The 23,091-nt window shown below is 65.5% G+C and carries 21 protein-coding genes; 3 read left to right on the top strand and 18 right to left on the bottom strand.

Annotated features, from left to right (window positions below):
• Nucleotides 1-264: 264 nt before the first annotated feature.
• The 8 genes from DSHI_RS06990 to aptA form a co-directional block, all read right to left on the bottom strand.
• Nucleotides 265-1,176 (bottom strand): ABC transporter permease, encoded by a 912-nt coding sequence (locus tag DSHI_RS06990; RefSeq protein WP_012178045.1) that lies wholly within the window; start codon nucleotides 1,174-1,176, stop codon nucleotides 265-267.
• Nucleotides 1,173-2,090, bottom strand: a complete 918-nt coding sequence (locus tag DSHI_RS06985; protein ID WP_012178044.1) for an ABC transporter permease — start codon at nucleotides 2,088-2,090, stop codon at nucleotides 1,173-1,175. The genes DSHI_RS06990 and DSHI_RS06985 overlap by 4 nt, the downstream gene beginning before the upstream one ends.
• A 12-nt stretch (nucleotides 2,091-2,102) precedes the next feature.
• On the bottom strand, nucleotides 2,103-2,870 hold the full coding sequence (locus DSHI_RS06980; RefSeq protein WP_044028488.1) for an ABC transporter ATP-binding protein: 768 nt from the start codon (nucleotides 2,868-2,870) through the stop codon (nucleotides 2,103-2,105).
• 243 nt (nucleotides 2,871-3,113) lie between these two features.
• Nucleotides 3,114-4,565 carry a dihydropyrimidinase gene (hydA, locus tag DSHI_RS06975; RefSeq protein WP_012178042.1) on the bottom strand — a complete coding sequence of 484 codons (1,452 nt, stop codon included), beginning with the start codon at nucleotides 4,563-4,565 and terminating at the stop codon, nucleotides 3,114-3,116.
• Nucleotides 4,566-4,611: 46 nt separating this feature from the next.
• Nucleotides 4,612-5,355, bottom strand: a complete 744-nt coding sequence (locus DSHI_RS06970) for a class II aldolase/adducin family protein (protein ID WP_012178041.1) — start codon at nucleotides 5,353-5,355, stop codon at nucleotides 4,612-4,614.
• Nucleotides 5,356-5,371: 16 nt separating this feature from the next.
• Entirely contained in the window at nucleotides 5,372-5,614 is a 243-nt protein-coding gene (locus DSHI_RS06965; RefSeq protein ID WP_157865277.1) for a hypothetical protein, read from the bottom strand.
• An 87-nt stretch (nucleotides 5,615-5,701) separates the two neighbouring features.
• Complete coding sequence (locus tag DSHI_RS06960; protein WP_012178039.1) at nucleotides 5,702-6,976, bottom strand: Zn-dependent hydrolase; 1,275 nt, start codon at nucleotides 6,974-6,976, stop codon at nucleotides 5,702-5,704.
• Nucleotides 6,977-7,010: 34 nt separating this feature from the next.
• Nucleotides 7,011-8,336, bottom strand: a complete 1,326-nt coding sequence (aptA, locus tag DSHI_RS06955) for an omega-aminotransferase AptA (protein WP_012178038.1) — start codon at nucleotides 8,334-8,336, stop codon at nucleotides 7,011-7,013.
• 219 nt (nucleotides 8,337-8,555) lie between these two features.
• Between aptA and DSHI_RS06950 the strand changes: the two genes are divergently transcribed.
• Both DSHI_RS06950 and DSHI_RS06945 read left to right on the top strand, forming a co-directional pair.
• Nucleotides 8,556-9,191: a TetR family transcriptional regulator C-terminal domain-containing protein gene (locus DSHI_RS06950; protein WP_012178037.1), complete on the top strand. Its 636-nt coding sequence runs from the start codon at nucleotides 8,556-8,558 to the stop codon at nucleotides 9,189-9,191.
• A 182-nt stretch (nucleotides 9,192-9,373) separates the two neighbouring features.
• Entirely contained in the window at nucleotides 9,374-9,661 is a 288-nt protein-coding gene (locus DSHI_RS06945; protein ID WP_044027668.1) for a hypothetical protein, read from the top strand.
• Nucleotides 9,662-9,674: 13 nt separating this feature from the next.
• On the opposite strand, the gene preA is transcribed toward DSHI_RS06945, so the two are convergent.
• The 3 genes from preA to DSHI_RS06930 all read right to left on the bottom strand — a co-directional run bounded on the left by preA (nucleotide 9,675) and on the right by DSHI_RS06930 (nucleotide 13,904).
• A complete protein-coding gene (gene preA / locus DSHI_RS06940) occupies nucleotides 9,675-10,973 on the bottom strand; it encodes an NAD-dependent dihydropyrimidine dehydrogenase subunit PreA (protein WP_012178035.1) in 1,299 nt (432 codons plus the stop codon).
• 27 nt (nucleotides 10,974-11,000) lie between these two features.
• Entirely contained in the window at nucleotides 11,001-12,338 is a 1,338-nt protein-coding gene (locus tag DSHI_RS06935) for an NAD(P)-dependent oxidoreductase (protein WP_012178034.1), read from the bottom strand.
• Between the two features lie 159 nt (nucleotides 12,339-12,497).
• Complete coding sequence (locus DSHI_RS06930; protein WP_012178033.1) at nucleotides 12,498-13,904, bottom strand: FAD-binding oxidoreductase; 1,407 nt, start codon at nucleotides 13,902-13,904, stop codon at nucleotides 12,498-12,500.
• Nucleotides 13,905-14,010: 106 nt separating this feature from the next.
• Between DSHI_RS06930 and DSHI_RS06925 the strand changes: the two genes are divergently transcribed.
• Nucleotides 14,011-15,048, top strand: a complete 1,038-nt coding sequence (locus DSHI_RS06925; RefSeq protein ID WP_012178032.1) for a nuclear transport factor 2 family protein — start codon at nucleotides 14,011-14,013, stop codon at nucleotides 15,046-15,048.
• On the opposite strand, the gene DSHI_RS21325 is transcribed toward DSHI_RS06925, so the two are convergent.
• The 7 genes from DSHI_RS21325 to DSHI_RS06890 form a co-directional block, all read right to left on the bottom strand.
• A complete protein-coding gene (locus tag DSHI_RS21325; protein WP_012178031.1) occupies nucleotides 15,037-15,414 on the bottom strand; it encodes a Zn-ribbon domain-containing OB-fold protein in 378 nt (125 codons plus the stop codon). The two genes, DSHI_RS06925 and DSHI_RS21325, sit on opposite strands and share 12 nt — an antisense overlap.
• 148 nt (nucleotides 15,415-15,562) lie before the next feature.
• Complete coding sequence (locus tag DSHI_RS06915; RefSeq protein WP_012178030.1) at nucleotides 15,563-16,339, bottom strand: SDR family NAD(P)-dependent oxidoreductase; 777 nt, start codon at nucleotides 16,337-16,339, stop codon at nucleotides 15,563-15,565.
• A gap of 2 nt (nucleotides 16,340-16,341) precedes the next feature.
• Nucleotides 16,342-17,391 (bottom strand): ABC transporter ATP-binding protein, encoded by a 1,050-nt coding sequence (locus DSHI_RS06910; protein WP_012178029.1) that lies wholly within the window; start codon nucleotides 17,389-17,391, stop codon nucleotides 16,342-16,344.
• On the bottom strand, nucleotides 17,379-18,653 hold the full coding sequence (locus DSHI_RS06905; RefSeq protein ID WP_012178028.1) for an MGH1-like glycoside hydrolase domain-containing protein: 1,275 nt from the start codon (nucleotides 18,651-18,653) through the stop codon (nucleotides 17,379-17,381). The genes DSHI_RS06910 and DSHI_RS06905 overlap by 13 nt, the downstream gene beginning before the upstream one ends.
• Nucleotides 18,650-19,864, bottom strand: a complete 1,215-nt coding sequence (locus tag DSHI_RS06900; RefSeq protein ID WP_012178027.1) for a carbohydrate ABC transporter permease — start codon at nucleotides 19,862-19,864, stop codon at nucleotides 18,650-18,652. The genes DSHI_RS06905 and DSHI_RS06900 overlap by 4 nt, the downstream gene beginning before the upstream one ends.
• Before the next feature lie 187 nt (nucleotides 19,865-20,051).
• Nucleotides 20,052-21,302, bottom strand: a complete 1,251-nt coding sequence (locus DSHI_RS06895; RefSeq protein WP_012178026.1) for a carbohydrate ABC transporter permease — start codon at nucleotides 21,300-21,302, stop codon at nucleotides 20,052-20,054.
• A 61-nt stretch (nucleotides 21,303-21,363) separates the two neighbouring features.
• A complete protein-coding gene (locus DSHI_RS06890; RefSeq protein WP_012178025.1) occupies nucleotides 21,364-22,668 on the bottom strand; it encodes an ABC transporter substrate-binding protein in 1,305 nt (434 codons plus the stop codon).
• Between the last annotated feature and the right edge of the window lie 423 nt (nucleotides 22,669-23,091).

Raw genomic sequence — 23,091 nt, 5'->3', positions numbered from 1 at the left:
TCCCGTTGTGATTCGTGGTTTCCCGTCCCGCTATGCTGCGGGCTCCGGGGATATTCTGACCATGGGGACAAGAAAGGCCAGCAGAGCCGCACGCGATCGGATGAAAATTCGATAATCGCGCCTGGGGTGGGCATGGATTGACCGCACCGAGCGCGACTTTTGCATCCGTCGAGCGCGCGCCTCCTGCCCAGCCCCGGACAGGCGCGCACAGGCTGCGGGTCTCCCCGGCTGCGCGTCTGTGTCGGGGGCCTTCGGCGTTGCGCTTCAGCGCCCGCGCACGGACGGGTGCCAGAAGGTCACGCGCCGTTCGATGAGGGCCACCGCCCCGTAAAAGGCGGACCCGGCGAGGGCGGCTACGGTGATCTGCGCCCAGACCATATCGAGCGCCAATTGTCCCACGGAGGTCGAGATCCGGAACCCCATGCCCCGGATCGGGGAGCCGAAGAACTCCGCCACGATGGCGCCGATCAGCGCAAGTGTCGTGGCGATCTTCAACCCGTTGAAGATGAACGGCATGGCCGCAGGCAGGCGCAGATAGAGCAGGCTTTGCCAGTTGGTCGCGGCATAGGTCTCCATCAGGTCGCGCTGCATCCGGTCGGCGCTGCGCAGACCCTCGACCGTGTTCACCAGGATCGGGAAGAACACCATCACCACGACCACCGCCGCCTTGGATTCCCAATCGAAGCCGAACCACATCACCAGGATGGGTGCGGTGCCGATGATCGGCAGCGCCGCCATGAAATTCCCCACCGGCAGCAGCCCCCGGCGCAGGAAATCGTAGCGGTCCACCAGAATGGCGACCGCAAAGGCCGCGACCGCGCCCATCGCATACCCCGACAGCGCCCCCTTCACGAAGGTCTGCACGAAATCCTCCCACAGGATCGGCAGGCTGTTCGCGATGCGCACCCCGATCACCGAGGGCGGCGGCAGGATGACACCGGGCACCGCATAGAGCCGCACGGTCACCTCCCACAGCACCAGGATCGTGACCCCGAAGATCACCGGCACCAGCGTCCTTGCCGTCGGGCTGGCCGATTGCGACAGGCGGATGTTCAGTGCCCAGGCCGCGGCCCAGATGGCAAGGATCACCCCCAGCCGCCAGTCCAGCACCGCCGCGATCAACGGCACCGCGACAAACGGCCAGAGACCGGCCTTCGGCGACAGAAGCGCCGTCATTGCGACAGCCCCATCCGCTTGAGGGTGATGCGCTGGATCAGGCCGATGATCCCGACCAGAACCGCCGCGAGAATCGCCGCCCCGAAGAGGGCCGACCAGATCTGGATGGTCTGGCCGTAATAGCTCCCCGCCAGCAACCGTGCGCCCAGACCCGCCACCGCCCCCGTGGGCAGCTCGCCCACGATGGCCCCCACCAGGCTCGCGGCCGCGGCGATCTTCAGCGAGGTGAAGAAATAGGGCATCGAGGCCGGCAGCCGCAGCAGCCAGAAGCCCTGTGACGGGCTGGCATTATAGGTCCGCAGCAGGTCCAGCTGCATCGCATCGGGGCTGCGCAGCCCCTTGACCATGCCGACGACCACCGGGAAGAAACTGAGATAGGCCGAGATCATCGCCTTGGGCAGCAGCCCCTGCACCCCGACGGAATTCAGAACCACGATGATCATGGGCGCGATGGCGAGAATCGGGATGGTCTGGGAGGCGATGGCCCAGGGCATGACGCTCATGTCCATCGCCCGGTTGTAGAGGATCCCCACCGCCAGCAGCACGCCCGCCGCCGAGCCGATGGCAAAGCCCAGCAGCGTGGCGCTGAGCGTGATCCAGGCGTGATAGATCAGGCTGCGTTTCGAGGTGATGCGCTTCTCGACCGTGGTCTCCCAAAGCTCGACCGCGACCTGGTGCGGCGCAGGCAGACGGGGCCGCTCCTGCGCCCAGGTGGCCGGGATGGCAAACCCGTTTTGCGCCACGAGGGCAAAGCTCCTCATGTCCCGCCGCTCTGCCGCGCCCGGGGGCGTGACCTCGGCCCCGGCACGCTCGGCCTCCACCAGCACGCCCTTGATGTTCATCGGCACCGCCGCGATATACCAGAGCGCCACGAGGGCCGCGACCACCGTCAGGACCGGCAGGATCAGGCGCATTGCTGGTTGCTCCTACTCATCCAGATGCCCCGCCCGAAGGCCCTCGCGGACGCGGTGGGCAATCTCGATGAATTCCGGCGTGTCGCGGATGTCGAGCGGGCGGTCGAGGGGGAGCGGGCTGTCGATCACATCCGTGATCCGGCCCGGGCGCGGGGACATCACCACGATCTTGGTGCTGAGATAGACCGCCTCGGGGATCGAATGGGTGACGAAGCCGATGGTCTTCTCGGTGCGCTTCCACAGGGCGAGCAACTGCTCGTTGAGGTGGTCGCGCACGATCTCGTCCAACGCTCCGAAGGGTTCGTCCATCAGCAGGATATCGGCATCGAAGGACAGCGCCCGCGCGATGGACGCGCGTTGCTGCATGCCCCCCGACAGCTGCCAGGGGTATTTCTTGGCAAAGCCCGACAACTCCACCAACTCCAGCACGCGGGCAACGCGCGCCTCCTGATCGGCCTTGGAATAGCCCATGATCTGAAGCGGCAGGGAGATATTCTTGGCGATGGTGCGCCACGGATAAAGCCCCGCCGCCTGGAAGACGTAGCCATAGGCGCGGGCCTGCCGGGCCTCGTCCGGGGTCATGCCATTGACCGTGAGCGAGCCGCCCGTGGGATGCTCCAGCCCTGCGACCGCGCGCAGGAAGGTGGTCTTGCCGCAGCCCGAGGGGCCGATAAAGCTGACGAACTCGCCCTTGCCGATCTCAAGATTGACGCCCGACAGCGCATGAACCGGACCATCGTTGGTCTGGAACACCAGGTCCAGATCCCGCGCCGAGATCACGGTCGCAGGCGCATCCGTCGCGCGCGTCGGCTCGGGCGCCGCGGCCGGTGCCTCGGCGTCGGCCTGGGGCGCCGCGGCCTCCGGCGCGAGGTAGCGCCAATTGCCCTTGCGGCTGGCCAGGTCCGCCTCCCCCGCAAGGGGCTGCGACGGGGTGACCTTCGGCGCGCGTGCGGGCGCGGGTTTCGGTGGCTCTGGGCTGTGGTCGAACCCGTCGATTTCTTCGCGACTGAGCATCGGCGCCGATTACACTCCGCTCGCGGGGATGCCGGTCCGCTCCACCTTGCGCGGGGCGGTCAGCTCCTTCCAGGTGCTGAGCGCCTTGGACACCGGGGTGACCGGCGGGCGTTCGACGAACTTGCCGTGGCCCTCCTGGGTCCGAATCTCGCCATCCATCACCGCCACATGGCCCCGGGTCAGCGTGTAGCGCGGCAGGCCCTTCACATGCTTGCCCTCGAAGACGTTGTAATCAATGGCGGATTGCTGGCTGTCTGCAGAGATGGTCTTCTCCTTCTCCGGATCCCAGACCACGATATCGGCATCCGCGCCGACAAGGATCGCCCCCTTGGTCGGATAGCAGTTGAGGATCTTGGCGATGTTGGTCGAGGTGACGGCCACGAACTCGTTCGGGGTCAGCCGCCCGGTATTCACCCCGTGGGTCCAGAGCATCGGCATCCGATCCTCAAGCCCGCCGGTGCCATTGGGGATCTGGGTGAAATCGCCAACGCCCGTGCGTTTCTGCGCGGTGGTGAAGGCGCAGTGATCCGTCGCCACCACCGACAGCGAGCCGGAGGCCAGACCGTTCCATAAGGAGTCCTGGTGCTGCTTGTTGCGGAAGGGGGGCGACATCACCCGGCGGGCCGCATGGTCCCAGTCGGGATGGGCATATTCGCTCTCGTCCAGGGTCAGGTGCTGGATCAGCGGCTCGCCATAGACCCGCTTGCCCTGCATCCGCGCCCGCCGGATCGCCTCGTGCGCCTCTTCGCAGGAGGTGTGCACGATATAGACCGGCACGCCTGCCATGTCGGCGATCATGATGGCCCGGTTGGTCGCCTCGCCCTCCACCGCCGGGGGGCGGGAATAGGCGTGCGCTTCGGGCCCGGTATTGCCCTCGGCCAAAAATTTCTGCTGCAGATCCGCGACCACATCGCCGTTCTCCGCATGCACCAGCGGCAGCGCCCCCAACTCGGCGCAGCGCCGGAACGAGGCGAACATCTCGTCATCGTTAACCATCAGGGCGCCCTTGTAGGCCATGAAATGCTTGAACGTGTTGATGCCGCGCTTCGTGACCGCCTCCATCTCGTTGAAGACCTGTTCCCCCCACCAGGTGATCGCCATGTGGAACGAGTAGTCGCAATTGGCCCGGGTCGACTTGTTGTCCCACATCTGGATCGCATCGAGCAGCCCCTGCCCCGGGCTCGGCAGGGCGAAATCCACGACCATCGTGGTACCCCCCGAGAGCGCCGCGCGCGTGCCACTCTCGAAATCGTCCGACGAGTACGTGCCCATGAAGGGCATCTCCAGATGGGTGTGCGGGTCGATCCCGCCGGGCATCACGTAGCAGCCCGTCGCGTCCAGCACCGTGTCCCCGGACAGGCCCTGCCCGATCTCGGTGATCTTGCCCCCCTCGACGCGCACTTCCGCTTCGTAGGTCAGGTCGGCGGTGACCACGGTTCCGTTCTTGATGACTGTCGACATGATGGTCTCCCCGTCTTGTTCTGGTTTTGGCCCTTCTTTGGGTGGGCTAGTCCTTGTAATCCGGTGCCTCGCGGTCGAGCAGGCGCTTCATTTCCGCGAAATGGGCGAACTCGGCCTGCTTGTAGGTCTGCCATTCGGCGGCGGTGTCCTCGGCCAGCGCGTCGGGCATGATGGCGAGCGGCTGGCCCGTGGAATAGGCCAGAACCATGGTCCGTGCGGCGCGTTCCAGGTGATACATCGCGTCCCAGGCTTCGGCCACGGTGGCGCCGAAGGTGGTCACGCCGTGGTTCTGCATCATCACCGCGGGCTTGTCCCCGACCGAGGCCGCGATGCGCGCGCCTTCGGCCTCTTCTGTGGCGATGCCGCCGAAGGACAGATCATAGGCCAGACGCTTGTACCAGCGCGCGGTGACCTGGTCGATCGGGTGGATGGTGGGGTCCTTCAAGGCCGCCAGGGCCGTGGCATGGGGCGGATGCAGGTGCAGCGCGACCCGGGCTTGGGGCAATTCCCGGTGCAGGGCCGAGTGGATCGACCAGGCCGAGGGGTCCGGCGCGTCCGGGCGGTCCATGGTGGTCGGATCATCCGCATCGCACAGCACCAGGTCCGAGGCCCGCACCCGGCTCCAATGCATCCAGCGCGGGTTGACCACGAACCGCCGCCCATCCGCCGACACGGCGGCCGAGAAATGGTTCGCCACCCCCTCGTGCCAGCCTTCGCGGCAGGATAGGCGCAGCGCCGCCGCGAGGTCGATGCGGATCTGGGTCTCTTCGATCCGGGACTGTGTGTTCATCTTGTGCTCCGAACTCTCAAGGGTCGCAAATCAGCTGCTGGTTCTCATCCATCAGCGGCGCACCGGTTTGCGGCTCCGTCGCCTCGATGGCGATCCCGTAACAGCCGTTGCCATCCCGGATCAGCAGCGAGGGCGGCACGCCTTCGGGCAAGGCCGCCAGGGCCCGCGGCGAGATATCCTCCAAAAGCGGCACGCCCGCCTCGTCGGTCAGCGGCTCACACCCCGCCAAAACCAAACCCACCACCAGAAATCTCTTCATCACGGCCTGCTCTTCTTCATCTGTGTCAAAATACTCCGGGGGGCGCGCATCGCGCATGGGGGCAACGCCCCCTGCCCGGTCCGATCCCTAGCGCACGATTTCCGAGGTTTCCACAACGGCGTGAAACAGCACATTCGCACCCGCCGCCGCCCATTCGGGGCTGATTTCTTCAGCCTCGTTATGGCTCAGCCCATCCACGCAGGGGCACATCACCATCGCCGTGGGATAGAGGTCGTTGATCCAGCAGGCGTCATGCCCCGCGCCCGACACGATATCCATGTGCGAATACCCCAACCGTTGCGCCGCGCTGCGCACGGCCCCCACACAGCCCTCGTCGAAGGCGGGCGGGTCGAACTGGCCCACGATCTCGGACGAGAATTCCACCCCGATCTCTTCACAGAGCTTCGGCGCTTTCTCGTCGAACTCGGCAACCATAGCGTTGAGTTTGTCCAGCAGATGCGTCCGCATATCAACCGTGAAGACCACCTTGCCGGGGATGATGTTGCGCGAGTTCGGATAGACGTCGATATGCCCAATGGCACCTACGGCGTTGGGCTGGTTCTTCATGGCAATCTCGTGGACAAGTTCAGTAATCCGTGCGAGCCCGCGGCCGGCGTTCCTGCGCATGTTCATCGGGGTGGAGCCGGTGTGGCTTTCCTTGCCGGTCACCGTGCACTCGATCCAGCGCAGGCCCTGGCCATGGGTGACGACCCCGATCTCCTTGCCTTCGGCTTCCAGGATCGGGCCCTGCTCGATATGCAACTCGAAGAACGCGTGCATCTTGCGGTCCCCCACGGGCTCGTCGCCCACATAGCCGATCCGCTTGAGCTCATCGCCGAACCGCTTGCCCTCCGCATCGACGCGGGCGTAAGCCCAATCCTGGCTGTGCTTGCCCGCAAAGACGCCCGAGGCCAGCATGGCCGGCGCGAACCGGGTGCCCTCCTCGTTGGTCCAGTTGGTCACGACGATGGGATGCTTTGTCTTGATCCCGAGATCGTTGAGCGAGCGGATGATCTCCAGCCCGCCGAGCACGCCGAGCACACCGTCATACTTGCCCCCCGTGGGCTGGGTGTCGAGGTGCGAGCCGACATAGACCGGCAGGGCATCCGGGTCGGTGCCCTCGCGCCGGGCGAACATGTTGCCCATGGTGTCGAGCCCCATGGTGCAGCCCGCCTCTTCGCACCAGCGCCGGAAGAGCGCGCGCCCCTCGGCATCGGCATCGGTCAGGGTCTGGCGATTGTTGCCGCCCGCCACGCCCGGCCCGATCCGCGCCATCTCCATCAGGCTGTCCCACAGACGGTCGCCATTGATCTTCAGGTTTTCTCCCGGCGCATTCGGGGCGGTAACGGTGTCGGCTGGCATCAAGGTCTCCTTGGTAGTTTCGGCTGGCCTGTGATCAATCGAGCGCGGCGAGCACCTCGCCCAGCGTCTCGACGATCCGGTCGATCTGCGCTGTCTCGATGATCAGCGGAGGCGAGAGCGCGATGATGTCCCCGGTGGTGCGGATCAACACGCCCTTGTCATAGGCATCCAGGAAAGCCTGGAAAGCGCGCTTGGTCGGGTGCCCCGAAATCGGCTCCAGCTCGATCGCGCCGATCAGGCCGAGATTGCGGATGTCGATCACATGGCGCGCGCCCTTGAGAGAATGCAGCGCCTCTTGCCAATAGGGCTCCAGGTCCAGCGCACGGGCGAAAAGATCGTCTTCGCGGTAGGTTTCCAGCGTGGCGAGACCGGCGGCGGAGGCGATCGGGTTGCCGGAATAGGTGTAGCCGTGGAAAAGCTCGATCAGGTTCTCGGGCCCTTGCATGAAAGCGTCATGGATATGGCTGCCGCAGAGCACCGCGCCCATGGGAATGACCCCGTTGGTCAGCCCCTTGGCGCAGGTGATCATGTCCGGCGTGACGCCGAAGCGCTGCGCACCGAACGCCGCACCGACCCGGCCGAACCCGGTGATTACCTCGTCGAATATCAGAACGATTCCGTGATCTTGCGTGATCTTCCTCAACCTCTGTAAGTATCCCTTGGGCGGCAGCAGAACCCCCGTCGAACCCGCCATCGGCTCCACGATCACGGCGGCGATGGTCTCGGCCCCATGCAGCGCGATGATCCGTTCGAGGTCATCGGCCAGGTGCGCCCCAAGCTCCGGCATCCCCCTGGACCACTGGTTCTCCGGGATATGGGTGTGCGGCAGGTGATCCACCCCGGTCAGCAAGGTGCCGAAATGCTTGCGATTGTTGACGATGCCGCCGACAGAAATGCCGCCGAAATTGACGCCGTGATACCCACGCTCGCGTCCGATCAGGCGCGTGCGCCCCGCCTCACCCCGCGCGCGATGATAGGCAAGGGCAATTTTCAAAGCCGATTCAACCGCCTCGGATCCGGAATTCGTGTAGAAAACATGGTCCATTCCGTCAGGCGCGATCTCGACAAGGCGATTGGCCAGCTCGAACGCTCTGGGGTGCCCCATCTGGAAGGCCGGCGCATAGTCAAGCTCCGCCGCCTGGGCCTGGATCGCCTCGACGATCCTGGGCCGCTTGTGGCCCGCATTGCAGCACCACAGCCCCGCCGTGCCGTCGAGCACCTGTCGCCCTTCGGCGGTCGTGTAATACATGCCGTCGGCGGCGACGAACATCCGGGGATTTGACTTGAACTGCCGATTGGCGGTGAACGGCATCCAGAATGCACTCAGGTCATTCGGACGGGACTTCGCATCCAGTGCCATGGTCGTTTCCCTCTCTGCGGCAGCCGTTTTTTATCAAACGGTCAAGTGACGGTACCAAAGTGCAGGTCTGCGTCAAGCACAGCCACGCGCAACACTCGGCTCCTGCCGAGAAATCAGCCCGCTGCGCGCGTTGTGCTTGTGATTCATGCACAAGTGACGTGTAGTGAGTGTATCGCAAGTTCCCGATTTCCGAAGTGCAATTTGCAAAAGGCATGCACCATGGCCCGTTCCAGTACCAGCGCCCGTCCAGCCCCGCAGACTCGTATTCAGAAGGCCAAGCGCGAAGCAATTTTCGATGCTGCGCTCGACGTCTTCTCGCAGCACGGGTTCCGCGGCGCGACGCTGGACATGATCGCGGCGGGCGCCGGCCTGTCCAAACCGAACGTGCTTTACTATTTCGAGGGCAAGGAGGCGATTTACACCCAGGTTCTTGCCCAGATCCTGGAAACCTGGCTGGACCCGATGTTGAACATGGACCCGGCCGGGGAGCCACTGGAGGAAATACGGGGATATGTGCGCCGCAAACTTGAGATGGCACGTGAATATCCACGCGAAAGTCGTTTGTTTGCAACGGAAATCCTGCAAGGTGCGCCACAGATAAAGTCCCTTCTGAGCGGCGCGTTGCGCGATCTGGTGGAGAAGAACGGTCAAGTGATCGCGGGCTGGGCCGCCGAGGGCAAGATCGCCGATGTGCACCCCAAGCACCTGATCTTCATGATCTGGGCGACCACGCAGCATTACGCCGATTTCCGCACCCAGATCGACCTCGTTCTGGGCACGGGCGAAGACCCATTCCCGGACGCCCAGCACTTTCTCGACCACATGTTCACACGGATGCTGAACCCCGACACCTGAACAGGTCCGCATTAAGATGCGGGTAAGACTTTCATGTTATGTTCCGAACGGTGGGTGGCATAACAACGAGGTGTGTCATGAAGATCGAAGGGCACAGACCATATTTCGATACCGGCCCCGGGGTTGCGCCCATGGGTCCACAGCAGTCTCCGCCGCCGTCCTCTCAACGTGTGCCAGATACCGTGGCGAAAGTTGCAAAGACCAGCGGCGCGCCGCCCTCCCACGCCAGACAGGCGGGCGAGGCCGCGCCGATCACGGAAGCCAAGCAGAAGGCAGATCGGGAGGCCAAGGCCACCGCCGACCAAGGCGAGGCGACGGCGAAAGAGGCTTCTCCGGGTGATCCGACCTACAAGGAACCGACCCTGCCCCGATTGAATGCCGAGGCACTGGCGACGGCGCTGATGAACTCGGAACCGGACAAGGCCGTGGTCCCAAGGGTCCTGCCCCAGGGCATGGTGGAGGGCGAATAGCCCTCCTCCCGCATCACTCGGCGGCTTGCGACGCCGGATTGTTCGGATGCGTGGTCCAGTTCGCGTAGTCCTTCTCGACCACCTTGCCGGTGCGCGGATCGACCTCGCCCGGCTGCATTTCGACCATGGTGATGCAGTCCTCCACCGGGCAGACATTCACACACAGGTTGCAGGCCACGCATTCCGCATCGATCACCTCGAAGACACGGTCCGCACTCATGGAAATCGCCTGGTGCGAGGTATCCTCGCAGGCGGCATAGCAGCGCCCGCACTTGATGCAGCTGTCCTGGTCGATGCGGGCCTTGGTGACGTAGTTCAGGTTCAGATACTGCCAGTCGGTGACGTTCGGGGTCGCCCGTCCGATCAGGTCGTCGAGGGTCATGTCCTTCTCGTCGAGATACTGGGACAGGCCCGAAATCATCTCCTGTACCACCTTGAAGCCATAGGTCATCGCAGCGGTGCAGACCTGCACGTTGCCTGCCCCGAGGGCCAGGAATTCCGCCGCGTCGCGCCAGGTCGTCACTCCGCCGATCCCCGAGATCGGCATCCCGGCGGTTTCCGCATCCCGCGCGATCTCGGCCACCATGTTCAGCGCGATCGGCTTGACCGCGGGCCCGCAATAGCCCCCGTGGGAACCCTTGCCATCGATGCTCGGCTCGGGGCTGAAACTGTCGAGGTTGACCGAGGTGATCGAGCTGATCGTGTTGATCAGGCTGACCGCGTCCGCGCCGCCCGCATGGGCCGCCCGCGCCGGGTAGCGGATATCGGTGATGTTCGGGGTCAGCTTCACGATGACCGGCATGCGCGTGTGCTGCTTGCACCAGCGCGCGACCATTTCGATGTATTCGGGCACCTGGCCCACGGCCGATCCCATGCCCCGCTCGCTCATCCCGTGGGGGCAGCCGAAGTTCAGCTCCACCGCGTCGGCGCCGGTCTCTTCGACCAGGGGCAGGATCTTCTTCCAGGGATCCTCCTCGCAAGGCACCATGAGCGACACGACCATGGCCCGGTCCGGATAGTCGCGCTTGACCTGCTTTATCTCGCGCAGGTTCACCTCCAGCGGCCGGTCGGTGATCAGCTCGATATTGTTCAGGCCCAGAAGCCGCCGGTCCGCGCCCCAGACCGCGCCATAACGCGGGCCGTTCACGTTGACCACGTGGGGGTCGAAGCCGAGGGTTTTCCATACCACCCCGCCCCACCCGGCCTCGAAGGCGCGGCGCACGTTGTACTCCTTGTCCGTCGGCGGCGCGGAGGCCAGCCAGAAAGGGTTGGGGGATTTCACACCGACGAAGTCCGAACGCAGGTCTGCCATGTTCTTGCTCCTTTCCGGGGGAACCCCCTAGACGCCCATCAGGCTTGCATGAATGTCTTCGGCCGCATCACGTCCCTCGGCCACGGCGGTCACGGTCAGGTCCTCGCCGCCCAGGGCGCAGTCGCCTCCGGCCCACACACCCGGCAAGCTGGTCCGCCCCGCGCCGGTCACGGCGATCTTGCCATGCTCCAGCGCGAGGCCATCCGGTGTCCCGGTCAAGGTCTGGCCAATGGCGGTGAGCACCTGATCGGCCGGCAGGGTCCGCGTCTCGCCGGTGGTGCGCAGCCCGTCCGGCGTGGTCTCGGTATAGGCGAATTCCACGGCCTCGCACGCCCCGTTGCCGACAATGCGCTGGGGTTGCGCGTTGTAGAGAATGCGCACCCCCTTGGCGGTGGCGAGCTTCTGCTCGAACTCGCTCGCACTCATGGCGGCCTTGTCGCGGCGATAGGCAATGGTCACGTCCTCGGCCCCCAGAAGCCGCGATTGCACCGCCGCATCGACCGCAGTCATGCCGCCCCCGATAACGACGACGCGGCGGCCCACGGGGACCTCGCGCTTATCCTTGGCTTGGCGCAGATTAGAAATGAAATCAACGGCATCCATGACGTTTTTCATCTCAGAGCCCGCGACACCGAGTGCATTCACGCCCGCCAGCCCGATGGACAGGAAAACCGCGTCGTAATCTTCCGACAACTCGCCGAGCGTCAGGTCGCGCCCCAGCGCCTTTCCGGACTGCAGGGTGATACCGCCGATCTTCATCAACCAGTCGACCTCTGCCTGGGCAAAGTCGTCGACGGTCTTGTAAGTGGCAATACCGTACTCGTTCAGGCCGCCCGGCTTGGGTTTCGCGTCGAACAGATCGACGCCGTGCCCCTTCATCGCCAGCCTGTGCGCGCAGGCCAGGCCCGCCGGCCCCGCGCCCACCACGGCGATCTTCTTGCCCGTCTCCGGTGCACGCGCATAGGGGTGCACCCCGGCAGCCATCACCGTGTCGGTGGCGTAGCGTTGCAGGCGCCCGATCTCCACCGGCTTGCCCTCGGCCACTTCGCGCACGCAGGCTTGCTCGCACAGGGTCTCTGTCGGGCAGACCCGGGCGCACATGCCCCCGAGGATGTTCTGGTCGAAGATCGTTTTGGCCGCCGCCTCGGGCGTGCCGGTCGCGATCTGCCGAATGAAGAGCGGGATGTCGATCGCCGTTGGGCAGGCCGTGATGCAGGGCGCGTCGTGACAGAAATAGCACCTGTCGGCCGCGACCAGGGCCTCATGGGCGTCATAAGGCGCATGCAGGTCCGAAAAATTGGTCTCAAGCTCTGTCTCGGATAACCTTCCCGGGACCACTCCTGGCGTATGCTGGGAGGTAGACATTGCAGTCTCCATCTCGATGTTCCGTCCCATGAAACGCTACACAGGACCGTAATTTTATCAACTGGTAAATTTTGCACGGACCCAATTTGGCCCCTTTCGCGGAATTCTGCCACAAATCCGTGCACATTCCACAGGTTTTCAGCGTCCTTTGCGCAAGGCTCAGCCCTGAAACAGCTTTCCCGGGTTCAGGATATTGTCCGGGTCCATGGCGGATTTCAGCGCGGCCATCACATCGACCGTGTTCGCACCCAGCTCGCGGGCGAGGTATTTCACCTTGCCCTGCCCGATGCCGTGCTCGCCCGTGCAGGTTCCGTCGAGCGATATCGCCAGATCGTTAAGCCACCCGATATAGCTTTCGGCCCGCGCTCGCCCGCCGGGATCGTCCGGATCGATCAGCAGCGCGACATGGAAGTTCCCGTCACCCACATGGCCCAGGGTCGGCGCGATGATCCCGTCCGCCTCGGCCCGTTCGGCGGCGGCGCTGACGGCTTCGGCCAGACGCGAGACCGGCACGCAGACATCGGTCACGAAGGCATCGAAGCCCGGGCGCAGGGCGCGCATGGCCCAATAGGCGTCGTGCCGGGCCTGCCACATCTTCGCGCGCGCCTCGGCATCGGATGTCCAATCGAAGGCCAGCGCTCCATGATCCGCCGCAATCTCGCCGAAGGTTTCGGATTGCTCGGCCACGCCCGCTTCCGAGCCGTGGAACTCCAGCAACAAGAGCGGCGCTTCGGGCAGGGACAGCTTGGAATAGGCGTTGATGCTGCGCACCGACAGCGCGTCAAGAAACTCGATCCGGGCCACGGGCACACCGTACTGGATGGTCGCGATCACCGCGGCACAGGCCGCCTCCACCGATGCAAAGCTGCAGGTCGCCCCCGCAACCGCCTCGGGAATACCGCTGAGCTTCAGGGTCAGTTCGGTGATCACGCCCAGCGTGCCTTCGGAGCCCACCAGCAACCGCGTCAGGTCGTATCCGGCGGAGGTCTTGCGCGCTCGCTTCGCCGTGCGGATCACGCGGCCATCGGCGGTCACCGCCTCCAGCGCCAGCACCACGTCGCGCATGGTGCCGTAGCGTACCGCATTGGTGCCCGAGGCCCGGGTCGCGGCCATCCCGCCCAGCGACGCATCCGCCCCCGGATCGACCGGGAAGAACAGGCCCGTCGCGCGCAACTCTTCGTTCAGCGCCTTGCGGGTGATACCCGGCTGGACCACACAATCCATGTCCTCGGGGTGGATGGCGAGCACCTGGTTCATCTCGGCGAAATCCAGCGACAGCCCCCCGAGCGGCGCATTCACATGCCCCTCCAGCGAGGTGCCGGTGCCGAACGGGACCAGCGGCATCCCGTAGGCGGTGCAGATCCGCAGCACATCCTGCACCTCGGCCGTCTCACGCGGGAGAAACACCGCATCGGGCGGCTGGTTCGGCAGCCATGTGGTGGTGTGGCCGTGCTGTTCGCGCAGGGCGGCCCCGGTCTGCAGCCGCGCCCCGAATTTCTGGCGCAGCACGTCGAGTGCCGTGGCAATCCCGGCCGCGTTGCGCCGCAGCGGTGTCTGATCGGTCATGGCCGCCTCCCCTTTGCGGCCAGAATGCCGTCAACATCGGACCCTGGCAATGGCGCACGCTTTGGCCTTGCGACGGGCGGCGCGCGGGGACACTCTCGCACCCAGGATGACAGACCAGACCACCGCTGAGTTGCAAGAGGCCAAGGCTCGGGTGCGCGCGCTGAATGCCGCGCTCGAGGGGGCCATGGCCGCTGACAAGGCGGCGGCGCTGGCCGATCACGTCGCGCCGGACTGGCACTGGCGCGGGATGCACCCGTTTCACGAGCAAACCGGGCCCGACGCGGTGGCCCGCGCGTTCTGGACCCCCCTGGCCGAGAGTTTCACCAGCCTGCACCGCCGCGAAGACGTGTTTTTCGCGGGCCAGAGCACGCTGGGGGCCACGCCGCAGGTGTGGGTTTGCGCCATGGGGCACCTGACCGGGCTTTTCGACCGCGATTTCCTCGATATTCCGGCCACGGGCAAGCTCACCTGGCTGCGCCATGCCGAGTTTCACCGGGTCTCGGACGGGCGCATCGTCGAGACCGCACTCTTCGTGGACCTTTTGGCCCTGATGCACCAGGCGGGGGTCTATCCGCTGCCCCCCGCCACGGGCGCGATGGCGATCTATCCCGGCCCGCGCACCCATGACGGGCTACTGACCGGCCCCCATGATCCGGCCGAGGGGGCCGCGACACTGGCGCTGGTCGAGCGGATGGTGGCGGACCTGTCTGCGCTGAACCGATCCGGCAACGACCGCGCCGGGATCGAGATGCTGCGCGCGTCCTGGCATGACGACATGACCTGGTACGGCCCCTTCGGCATCGGGGCCACCCACACCTTGCCGCGATACCAGGACCAACACACATTCCCCTTCCGGCTGAGCCTGGGGGACAAGACCTTCAACGGCCATGTCGCACGGCTGGCCGAGGGAAATTACGGCGCGTTCTTCGGCTGGCCGAACCTCACCAATACCTCCAAGGGCGGGTTTCTGGGCCTGCCCGGGTCCGGCACACCTGCCGACATGCGGGTGGTCGATATCTATCGCCGCGCGGGCGACAAGCTGGCCGAGAACTGGGTGTTCATCGACCTGCTGCATTACCTGAAGATGCAGGGCCTCGACGTGCTGGAACGGAACCGGCAGCTGCGCCGGATCTCACACCCCTGAGGGCGCACGGGCGATCAGGGCGCCGCCCAGGACCTCGATCGCGACAAGGGCGCCAACATCCGGCACGGGGCCCGCAATCCGGACGCTGACGGTCGGGCCTTCGGCCAGGCGCACCGCCCCAATGGCCCGCGTGGCGTCCGGATCATCGCCGAAGGCCGACTCGTCACCCAGGGGGATAGTCCGTTGCAGGGTGCCTATCCCGCTGGCCGCGCGCCATTGCAACTGGGTTTCGCCACAAGCCCCGCAGCGACCGGTGGCCGGCGACCAGCTTTTTCCGCAATCAAGGCAAGTCTGGATCATGAAGCGCCCCGCGGCCAGGCCATCATGAAAGGGGCGGTCCGGGTGGGACAGGAAGTCAAAGCTCATAGCATCTCCGCGGCCGCGTCACGGCGCTGGTTCGGATCGCTCCCTGCAGCCCGGCGGGGCCGGGCATTTTCCCACCCGCAATGCTAGCGCCGGTCGGCTGCGTTTGCGAAGCGCCTTTCGCTCGGGTGCAACAAGTTAACGCAGGCGCTCAGCTGAGCGCGAGTGTATGTCCGCCATCGACCACCACGGTCGCGCCCGTCACAAAGCCCGCCCCCGGCCCCAGCAGCATCAGCACCGCCGCATCGAGATCCCCGGGCTGGCCCAGACGGCGCTGGGGCACGCCGCGCAGCATCTTCTGCCCCGCCTCGCTGGCGAAGAACTCGGTGTTGATCGGCGTCTCGATATAGCCCGGCGCCAGCGCATTCACGCGCACCCCGTCGCGCGCCAGCTCCAGCGCCATGGCGCGCGTCAGCTGGATCAGCCCGGCCTTCGACGCCGCATAAGGCCCCACGGTCTTGAGCACCCCGATGCCCAGGATCGACGCCACGTTCAGGATCGTGCCCTGCCGCGCGATCAGCCCCGGCGCGAAGGCCCGCGAGACACGCCAGGCCCCCTTGAGGTTCGTGTCCAGCACACGGTCCCAATCCGCCTCGGTGGTGTCGATCACCATGTCCTGACCCGAAACCCCGGAATTGTTGATCAGAATATCGAGTGGTCCAACGGTGGTGACTGCCGCGGCCACCGACGCCGCATCGGTCACATCCAGCGCCGCGGTCTGCGCCACGATCCCCTCGGCGCGCAACGTCTCGGCAACGGCCTCCAGCCGGTCCGCCCGGCGCGCGGCCAGGATCACCTCCGCCCCCGCCTGGCCCAGGGTGAGCGCCAGATGCGCGCCGATCCCGCTGGACGCGCCGGTGATCAGCGCGCGCTTGCCCTCGAGCCCGAAGAGGCGCTTGAACAGGGCGGCTTGCACGACCTCCTGCATGCTCAGCGGATCGCCAGGCCGTCGGTGTCGAAGAACGACAGACGGTCGGGATTGAAACTCAGGCCCACCGCGTCGCCCGGTGTCAGGTCGGTGTCCCCGATCACCCGGACCGTCACCCGCCCCTCGGGCCCGCAATCCAGCACCAGCAGGGTGTCAGCCCCGAGGTATTCGACCACATCCACCCGCCCGTCGCAGGCCCCGGTCCCCGGCGCGCCCGGCGTGATATGCTCGGGCCGGATGCCCAGTTGTACCGCCGGACGGTCCCCGGAGAACACCCCGCCGCGCCCCGCACTCAACCTGTAGCGTCCCGCATCGGTGGTACAGGGCATGACGTTCATCTTGGGGCTGCCGATGAACTGCGCCACGAACAGGTTCGCGGGGGTCTCGTAAAGCTCCCGCGGGGTGCCCACCTGCGCGATCTTGCCGAACTCCAGCACCACGATCCGGTCGGCGAGCGTCATCGCCTCCACCTGGTCATGGGTGACGTAGATCATGGTGGTGTCGAGGCTCTGATGCAGCTTGGCAATCTCGTAGCGCATCTCGACCCTGAGCGCCGCATCGAGGTTCGAGAGCGGCTCGTCGAACAGGAACGCCGTGGGCGCACGCACGATGGATCGGCCGATGGCGACCCGCTGCCGCTGCCCGCCGCTGAGGTCCTTGGGCCGGCGGTCGAGATACGGCTCCAGCTTCAGCACGGCGGCCGCCGCTTCCACCTTCTCGGCGATCTCGGCGGCGGGGGCGCCTGCGGTTTTCAGGGAAAAGCCCATGTTCTCGCGCACCGACATATGCGGATAAAGCGCATAGGACTGGAACACCATGGTCAGCCCCCGCTTGGCGGGCGGATGGTCGGTCACATCCACCCCGTCGATCAACATCGCGCCGCGGGAGGTGTCCTCCAGCCCGCCGATCATGCGCAACAGCGTGGATTTTCCGCAGCCGGACGGGCCGACGAAGACCACGAACTCCCCGTCGCGGATCTCCAGGTCCACGCCCTTGATGACCTGCACGTCGCCGAACCATTTCTCGACCTTGCTCAGGGTTATCGCGCCCATCGTCCCCTCCCCACATTCGGACTGCACCAGGCGAGCCACACGGCGGCGGTCCAGGTGAAGTCGCGGCCCCCCGCCGGCGCGCCGGTCAGGGGGTCGAAATATTCCGCGAACCCGTTCTCGGCGATCAGCCGCGCGGTGCTGTCGCGCAAGGCGGCGCCTTCGGGCAGGCCCGCCTCGTCGAACCCCATGGCGATCAGCATGTTCATCATCGCCCAGCTCGGCCCGCGCCAGTATCGCTTGGGCTCGAAGGCTGGGCTTTCGGGATCGTGGCTGGCCACGCCGAAGCGCACCGGGGCCTGCACGCGTGCGTAGGTCGCCAGGCTGTCCTTGGGATCGACGCATGCGTACCAGCACAGGAAGGCCGCGTTGCTGACCGCCTGCGCCCAGGCCCCACTGGCGGTGTCACGCACATCGTAGGCGCCAAGGGCCGCGTTCCACAAGGTTTCCGCCCCGGCCTCCAACTGCGCGATCCAGTCGGGCAGCGACGCGGTGTCGAGACCCAGCTCCCGCCCGAGCCACGCGAGGTCCCGGTGCGCCCGCAGGAGCGTGAAATGCATGGTCGGGTCGGCCATGCGGAACGGGTTGATCTCCAGCAGCCGCGCCTGGTCCCAGCCGCAGTCATGGCCCTGCTTGACCAGCCACAGGTAGCGGTCGTAGTCGGATTTCCTCGGCCGCATGCTCGGGTCCACATGCCCGGTGTCGCGCCGCTCATACGGGTCGATGCCCACCGGATCGATCCGCGCGAGCGACCCGTCCCAGTCCGGCGCGTTGTCGCGCCCGGCCTCCCAGGGATGGGTCAGGCACACCGCGCCCGAGTCCAGCCGCCAGTCCATGAACCACCGATGCCAGGCGACAAACGACGGATAGAGCGCGCGCATGGGTGTCGCCCCTGCCTCCGGGTCCAATTCATAAATCAGCCGCGCCATGGTGGCGGCTATCGGCGGCTGACTGATCCCCGAGGACGGCACCGGGCCAACCCCGCCCCAGATATCGGGGCCAGGGAAATAGCTTGGGTCGACCTTGTGGAACTGGATGTGCGGGACCATGCCATCGTCCCACTGACCCGCCATCAGCACCTCAAGTTCTTTCCAACCCCGCGCCAGATCGAACATGGCATAGCCAAGCGCGGCGAAGGCGCTGTCCCAGTTCCACTGGTACGGGTAGAGCCCCGCCGTGGGCACCGAATACCCGCCGCGGTCGTTCATCTCCAGGATGCGCCGAGCCTCCACATCCAGGGCGCTTGCGTCCAGAATATCCTTCATCCCTTCACCGATCCGGCCGTCAGGCCCTTGGTCATGAACCGCTCCAGCCCCAGAAAGATCGCCATGATCGGCACCGTCGCGATCACCGCTCCGGCCATCAGGTGCTGGCGCGGGATCTCCGAGCTGTTCAGGCTGGCGATGCCGCGCGTGAGCGTGAATTTCGACGGATCGTCCAGCAGCATGAAGGCCAACAGGAACTCGTTCCAGGCGATCATGAAAACATAGAGGCTCACCGAGGCCAGCGCCGGCAGCGCCAGCGGCAGCGTGATCTTCCAGATCACTTGCAACCGGTTGAGCCCATCCATCAGCCCCGCCTCCTCGACCTCGGCCGGCAAGCCTCGGAAATAACCCTGCAACATATAAAGCGCCACGGGGATCGTGGTGACCGGATAGATCAGCACGATCCCGAACAGCGTGTTGCGCAGCCCCGTGACCGAAAACGCGATGTAGATCGGCAGGGCCAGCACGATCATCGGCACCATGTAGATCAGAAGGATCGACCGCGAAAACGCCGCCCGCCCGGCAAAGCGCAACCGCGCCACCGCATAGGCCCCGGGGATCGAAAACGCGAGCGTGATCAGCACCGTCAGAACCGACACGAAAAACGAGGTCCACAGATAAGTGCCGAAATTGAACTGCCCGAAAAGCTCCGCATAGGAGCGGAACAGCCCCCAGCCCTGGCTCAGATCCAGCGAGAAATCGAGCGGGTTCTGCAACAACGCCTGCTGGGATTTCAGGCTGGTCATCACCATGACGTAGAACGGGATCAGTACGACCGCGGTGAAGAAGATGTAGCCAAAGCCCGTCAGAAACCGGATCACCGCCGCCTCGAACTCGTGCCGGTTCAGCCGCCCCGCAGGCATCTCGTGCAGGATCCGCGCCAGAGACCAGACAAAGACCACCGCCAATCCCCCCGCCGCGATCCAGCGCGACAGGAGCGCCACCTCAGGCCCCAGCACCATGGGACCGACCCCGATCAGCACCATCCCGAACACCAGCAATCCGGCCCCCGCCTGCACGCTCCGCTTGCCCGGGCGCAGGGGCAGCAACGCCCCCAATACCCCGCCCCACAAGAGCGACATCCAGATCGCAGGACGGAACGGATCGCCGGTGGCAAAGGACATGGTCACCGCCACCGTGGTCGACAGCACCACCATCCACAGCGCGCCCAGAACCGGGCCGGTCACAAGCCCATGCCAGAACAGCTTCACCGCCCGCCCCTTTCATCTTTGCCCAAATACGCCCGCCGGAGGCATGCGGCGCAGCCGCGTCCAAGGATTTTGCAAAATCCTTGCCGGGCGTCGGAGGCTGCGCCCAGACCTGCAACGGAGTGCACACGCGACGGACTGCGTCCATCGCTGCCGCGCACACGGCGTCCTGCATGCAGCAGCACGCCGGTCACAACCCTTCCTCTCGGCTGATGAAGCGGAAAAACAGCACCGAGAACAGCAGCAGACAGCCGAAGATCACCACGGCCACCGCCGCCCCCGCGCCGATATTGCTGACCGCGAAGGCCTGCTCGTAAACATTCACCGTCAGCGTCCGTGTCCCCGCATTCCCGCCCGTCAGCAGGAAGATGTCGTCGAACTTGTTGAAGGTCCAGATGAAGCGCAGCAGGAACAGCACCGACAGGATCCCCACCAGCATCGGCAGGCTGAGATACCAGAACTTCTGGAACGGCGAGGCACCGTCCATGTCCGCGGCCTCGTACATATCGGTGTCGATGCTCTGCATCCGGGCCAAAATGAACAGAAAGGACAGCGGGAAGTACCGCCAGATCTCGAACACCGTCACCATGATCAGCGCAAGCGGGCGCTGGCCGAAGAAATTGATCGCCTCGTTGGTCACCCCCATCTGGATCAGCAGCGCATTGGCCGAGCCCGAGAACGGATCGAACAGGGTCACCCAGGTGAAGGCCACCGCGATGACCGGCGCGACATAGGGGAACAGGTACAGCCCCCGCAGGATCCCCTGCCCCCGGAACGACTTGTTCAGCAAAAGCGCCGCGAAAAGCCCGAACAGAAGTGCGCCGAGCGTGCCGAACACCGTGTAGAACATCGTCACCCCGAGCACGCCCCAGAACTCGTCGGCGTCGAAGATGCGCGCGAAATTCTCCAGGGTGAACTCGGCATTGGTCAGGATGCTATCGCCTTCGCCGGTGATCCTGGGCAGGCTGCCCTCGACGACATCCTCCACCGCGTCTTCATCCGCCCCGGGGGCGAGCGTGATCGGCAGGGCGAAGCGTTCGTTGAACCCGCCCGAGATATCGCCGTAGTCGCAGCGCAAAGCCCGCCCCGAGAGGGTGCAGAACTCCGGCAGCCCCTCGCCCACCACGACCGTGTCCGGCAGGGTGTCGGTCAGGGTGACGCCGCGGATCTCCTTGTCCTGAGACGAGTTGCGCAGCCGGTACTCGATCCGCAGGTCCTCGCCCGAGCCGCGCAGGCTCTCGCGCACCACGGGCGCCGTGGGGCGCAGGTCCGCCAACCCCACAGGCTTGAAGCTGATCCAGAAAATCGCCAGCAGCGGCAGGATCACCACCAGCGACACGCTGATCACAGTGGGCAGCAGCAAGCCCCAGGCCAGCCGCGCCTCGCGCCGATGCAGAGCGCCGCGCCCGGTGGGCGGCGTGGGCGTGGGTGTGTCGGTCATGCGAGGTCGCTCCGCGGCAGGGTCACGATGCCCCACGGCTGGGGCACCGCATCGGCCCAGATCAGTCGATCTGCGACAGCGCGTCGTTCATCGCGGCCACGGCGGCAGCGGCATCGACCTCGCCATCGATATACTGACGCACGATACGGTTGATCGCCTGGCTGTTGATCATCTTGGAGGCCAGCGACAACTGCCCCTCCGCCACGCCCCAGCGCTGCGCCACATCGAGCCCGCCGACGATCTCGTCGATCATCGCCGCGTCATAAAGATCGCCCAACGGCGCCTTGCGATCCACGCCCACGGGCAGCTGCGACCAGGCCTCGGTGAACTTCTGCGGATCCTCGGCCGTGCCCTTGCGGACCGGGAACTTGCCCTCCGGCGCGATGCTGAGGGTTTGGGTATAGCCCTCGTCCATCGAGAACTTCACGAACTCCATCGCCGCGTCTGTGTCCGCGTCCGTGGTGATGCCGAAATACCGGATATCGCCCCAGGCAGCACCTTCGGGGTTCGACGGGCCGGAGAAGTTGGTCACGATGCCGGTCAGGCTGGCCAATTCCGCGCTGGTCGGGTCGTCGTTGATGGTGGGCGGCGCGCTGTCGCGCAGACCGGCCAACTCGTCGAGAATGAAGGGCGACCAGATGATCATCGCGGCCTGTCCCGCGAAATAGAGCTCGCGCGACTGCTTCCAGTAAAGCTCGCCCGGGGGCGAGGCCTCGGCGATCGCCCTGTAGAACTCCAGCACTTCGGTGGTGGCGGCCTCGTCGAGCGGCGCGAAGCCATCGTCGTCCACCGGGCTGACGCCGTTGGCCAGGAACACATGCTCCAGAACCTGGGACATGAAGTTCTCGTCCACCTTGGTGGCGGCCACGAAGCCGTACATCTCCGGCGGATTGTGCAGCGCCTCCAGCGCGGCAGTCACATTGGCAAAGGAGGTCGGCGGCTCCAGCCCCATCTCCTCGAACTTGTCCTTGCGATAGACGATCATCTGGGTCCAGCCATCCACCGGCACCGAGGCCACGCCATCGCCGGTGGAGGCCATCTGCAAGGCCCCGGGCGCAAAGGTATCCTCGCCTAGATCCTCGACCACCTCGGTGGCGGCATCGGTGTCCAGAATGCCAGCCTCCGCCCAGGGCAGCGCGTATTGCAGGGTGTGATAGATCACGTCCGGCAGATCGCCCGCCGCGAAGGCCGCCGTGGCCCGGGTGCCCAGGTCGCTCTCGGTGACCGGGATCACCTCCACGGCGGTGCCGGTCTCCGCCTCGAATTGCGCGGCCATTTCCTGCTGCTTGGCCAGGCGCTCGGGCTGCTCCTCGGTGGTCCAGAAGCGGATCGTGTCGGCGCTGACGGCCCCTGCGGTCAGGGCCATGGCGATTGCGGCGCCGAGCATCAGGTGCCCGGTGCGGGTCGTCGCGTGATAGGTCAAATCATCCTCCCATGGATCGGTTTTGTCCCAAGACGCAGCTGATTTCGGAGAACAATTCCCGGTCAAAATACCGATTGGATGCTCAAGATCCGTTTCAAAAACGTCACAGACCTCGCGCCTTGGACCAGTAATAACGGCCCCGCTCCCCGCTCTCAAACACGCCTCCTGAGCGATAGTTTGTGCGCCCAAACCGTTTTGGGCAAGGGGTTTTTTGGATATCGGGCAGGCGATCCGCGCCGCGGCACCCACACCGAACACAGCCCGTCCGCCCGCTGAAAAACATGGCTTACGTAGGGTCAAACGAAATTTTCATAAAGATTAGAGGCATCCTGTGGTAACATTTTTTTGCGAGCAGCTGCCGTAAAG

It is taken from the genome of Dinoroseobacter shibae DFL 12 = DSM 16493 (assembly GCF_000018145.1).
GTDB lineage: Bacteria > Pseudomonadota > Alphaproteobacteria > Rhodobacterales > Rhodobacteraceae > Dinoroseobacter > Dinoroseobacter shibae.
Note: the sequence above shows the minus strand (reverse complement) of the source record. Positions and strands in the feature narration are given on the sequence as shown.

What these genes read in the sequence shown, in the direction of transcription:
- DSHI_RS06935 (WP_012178034.1), bottom strand. Translation starts at nt 12,338, where the DNA reads ATGTCTACCTCCCAGCATACGCCAGGAGTGGTCCCGGGAAGGTTATCC.
- DSHI_RS06895 (WP_012178026.1), bottom strand. Translation starts at nt 21,302, where the DNA reads ATGACCGACACACCCACGCCCACGCCGCCCACCGGGCGCGGCGCTCTG.
- DSHI_RS06960 (WP_012178039.1), bottom strand. Translation starts at nt 6,976, where the DNA reads ATGCCAGCCGACACCGTTACCGCCCCGAATGCGCCGGGAGAAAACCTG.
- hydA (WP_012178042.1), bottom strand. Translation starts at nt 4,565, where the DNA reads ATGTCGACAGTCATCAAGAACGGAACCGTGGTCACCGCCGACCTGACC.
- DSHI_RS06965 (WP_157865277.1), bottom strand. Translation starts at nt 5,614, where the DNA reads ATGAAGAGATTTCTGGTGGTGGGTTTGGTTTTGGCGGGGTGTGAGCCG.
- DSHI_RS06950 (WP_012178037.1), top strand. Translation starts at nt 8,556, where the DNA reads ATGGCCCGTTCCAGTACCAGCGCCCGTCCAGCCCCGCAGACTCGTATT.
- DSHI_RS06990 (WP_012178045.1), bottom strand. Translation starts at nt 1,176, where the DNA reads ATGACGGCGCTTCTGTCGCCGAAGGCCGGTCTCTGGCCGTTTGTCGCG.
- DSHI_RS06910 (WP_012178029.1), bottom strand. Translation starts at nt 17,391, where the DNA reads ATGGGCGCGATAACCCTGAGCAAGGTCGAGAAATGGTTCGGCGACGTG.
- preA (WP_012178035.1), bottom strand. Translation starts at nt 10,973, where the DNA reads ATGGCAGACCTGCGTTCGGACTTCGTCGGTGTGAAATCCCCCAACCCT.
- DSHI_RS06915 (WP_012178030.1), bottom strand. Translation starts at nt 16,339, where the DNA reads ATGCAGGAGGTCGTGCAAGCCGCCCTGTTCAAGCGCCTCTTCGGGCTC.
- DSHI_RS21325 (WP_012178031.1), bottom strand. Translation starts at nt 15,414, where the DNA reads ATGAGCTTTGACTTCCTGTCCCACCCGGACCGCCCCTTTCATGATGGC.
- DSHI_RS06890 (WP_012178025.1), bottom strand. Translation starts at nt 22,668, where the DNA reads ATGGCCCTGACCGCAGGGGCCGTCAGCGCCGACACGATCCGCTTCTGG.
- DSHI_RS06970 (WP_012178041.1), bottom strand. Translation starts at nt 5,355, where the DNA reads ATGAACACACAGTCCCGGATCGAAGAGACCCAGATCCGCATCGACCTC.
- DSHI_RS06925 (WP_012178032.1), top strand. Translation starts at nt 14,011, where the DNA reads ATGACAGACCAGACCACCGCTGAGTTGCAAGAGGCCAAGGCTCGGGTG.
- DSHI_RS06905 (WP_012178028.1), bottom strand. Translation starts at nt 18,653, where the DNA reads ATGAAGGATATTCTGGACGCAAGCGCCCTGGATGTGGAGGCTCGGCGC.
- aptA (WP_012178038.1), bottom strand. Translation starts at nt 8,336, where the DNA reads ATGGCACTGGATGCGAAGTCCCGTCCGAATGACCTGAGTGCATTCTGG.
- DSHI_RS06985 (WP_012178044.1), bottom strand. Translation starts at nt 2,090, where the DNA reads ATGCGCCTGATCCTGCCGGTCCTGACGGTGGTCGCGGCCCTCGTGGCG.
- DSHI_RS06930 (WP_012178033.1), bottom strand. Translation starts at nt 13,904, where the DNA reads ATGACCGATCAGACACCGCTGCGGCGCAACGCGGCCGGGATTGCCACG.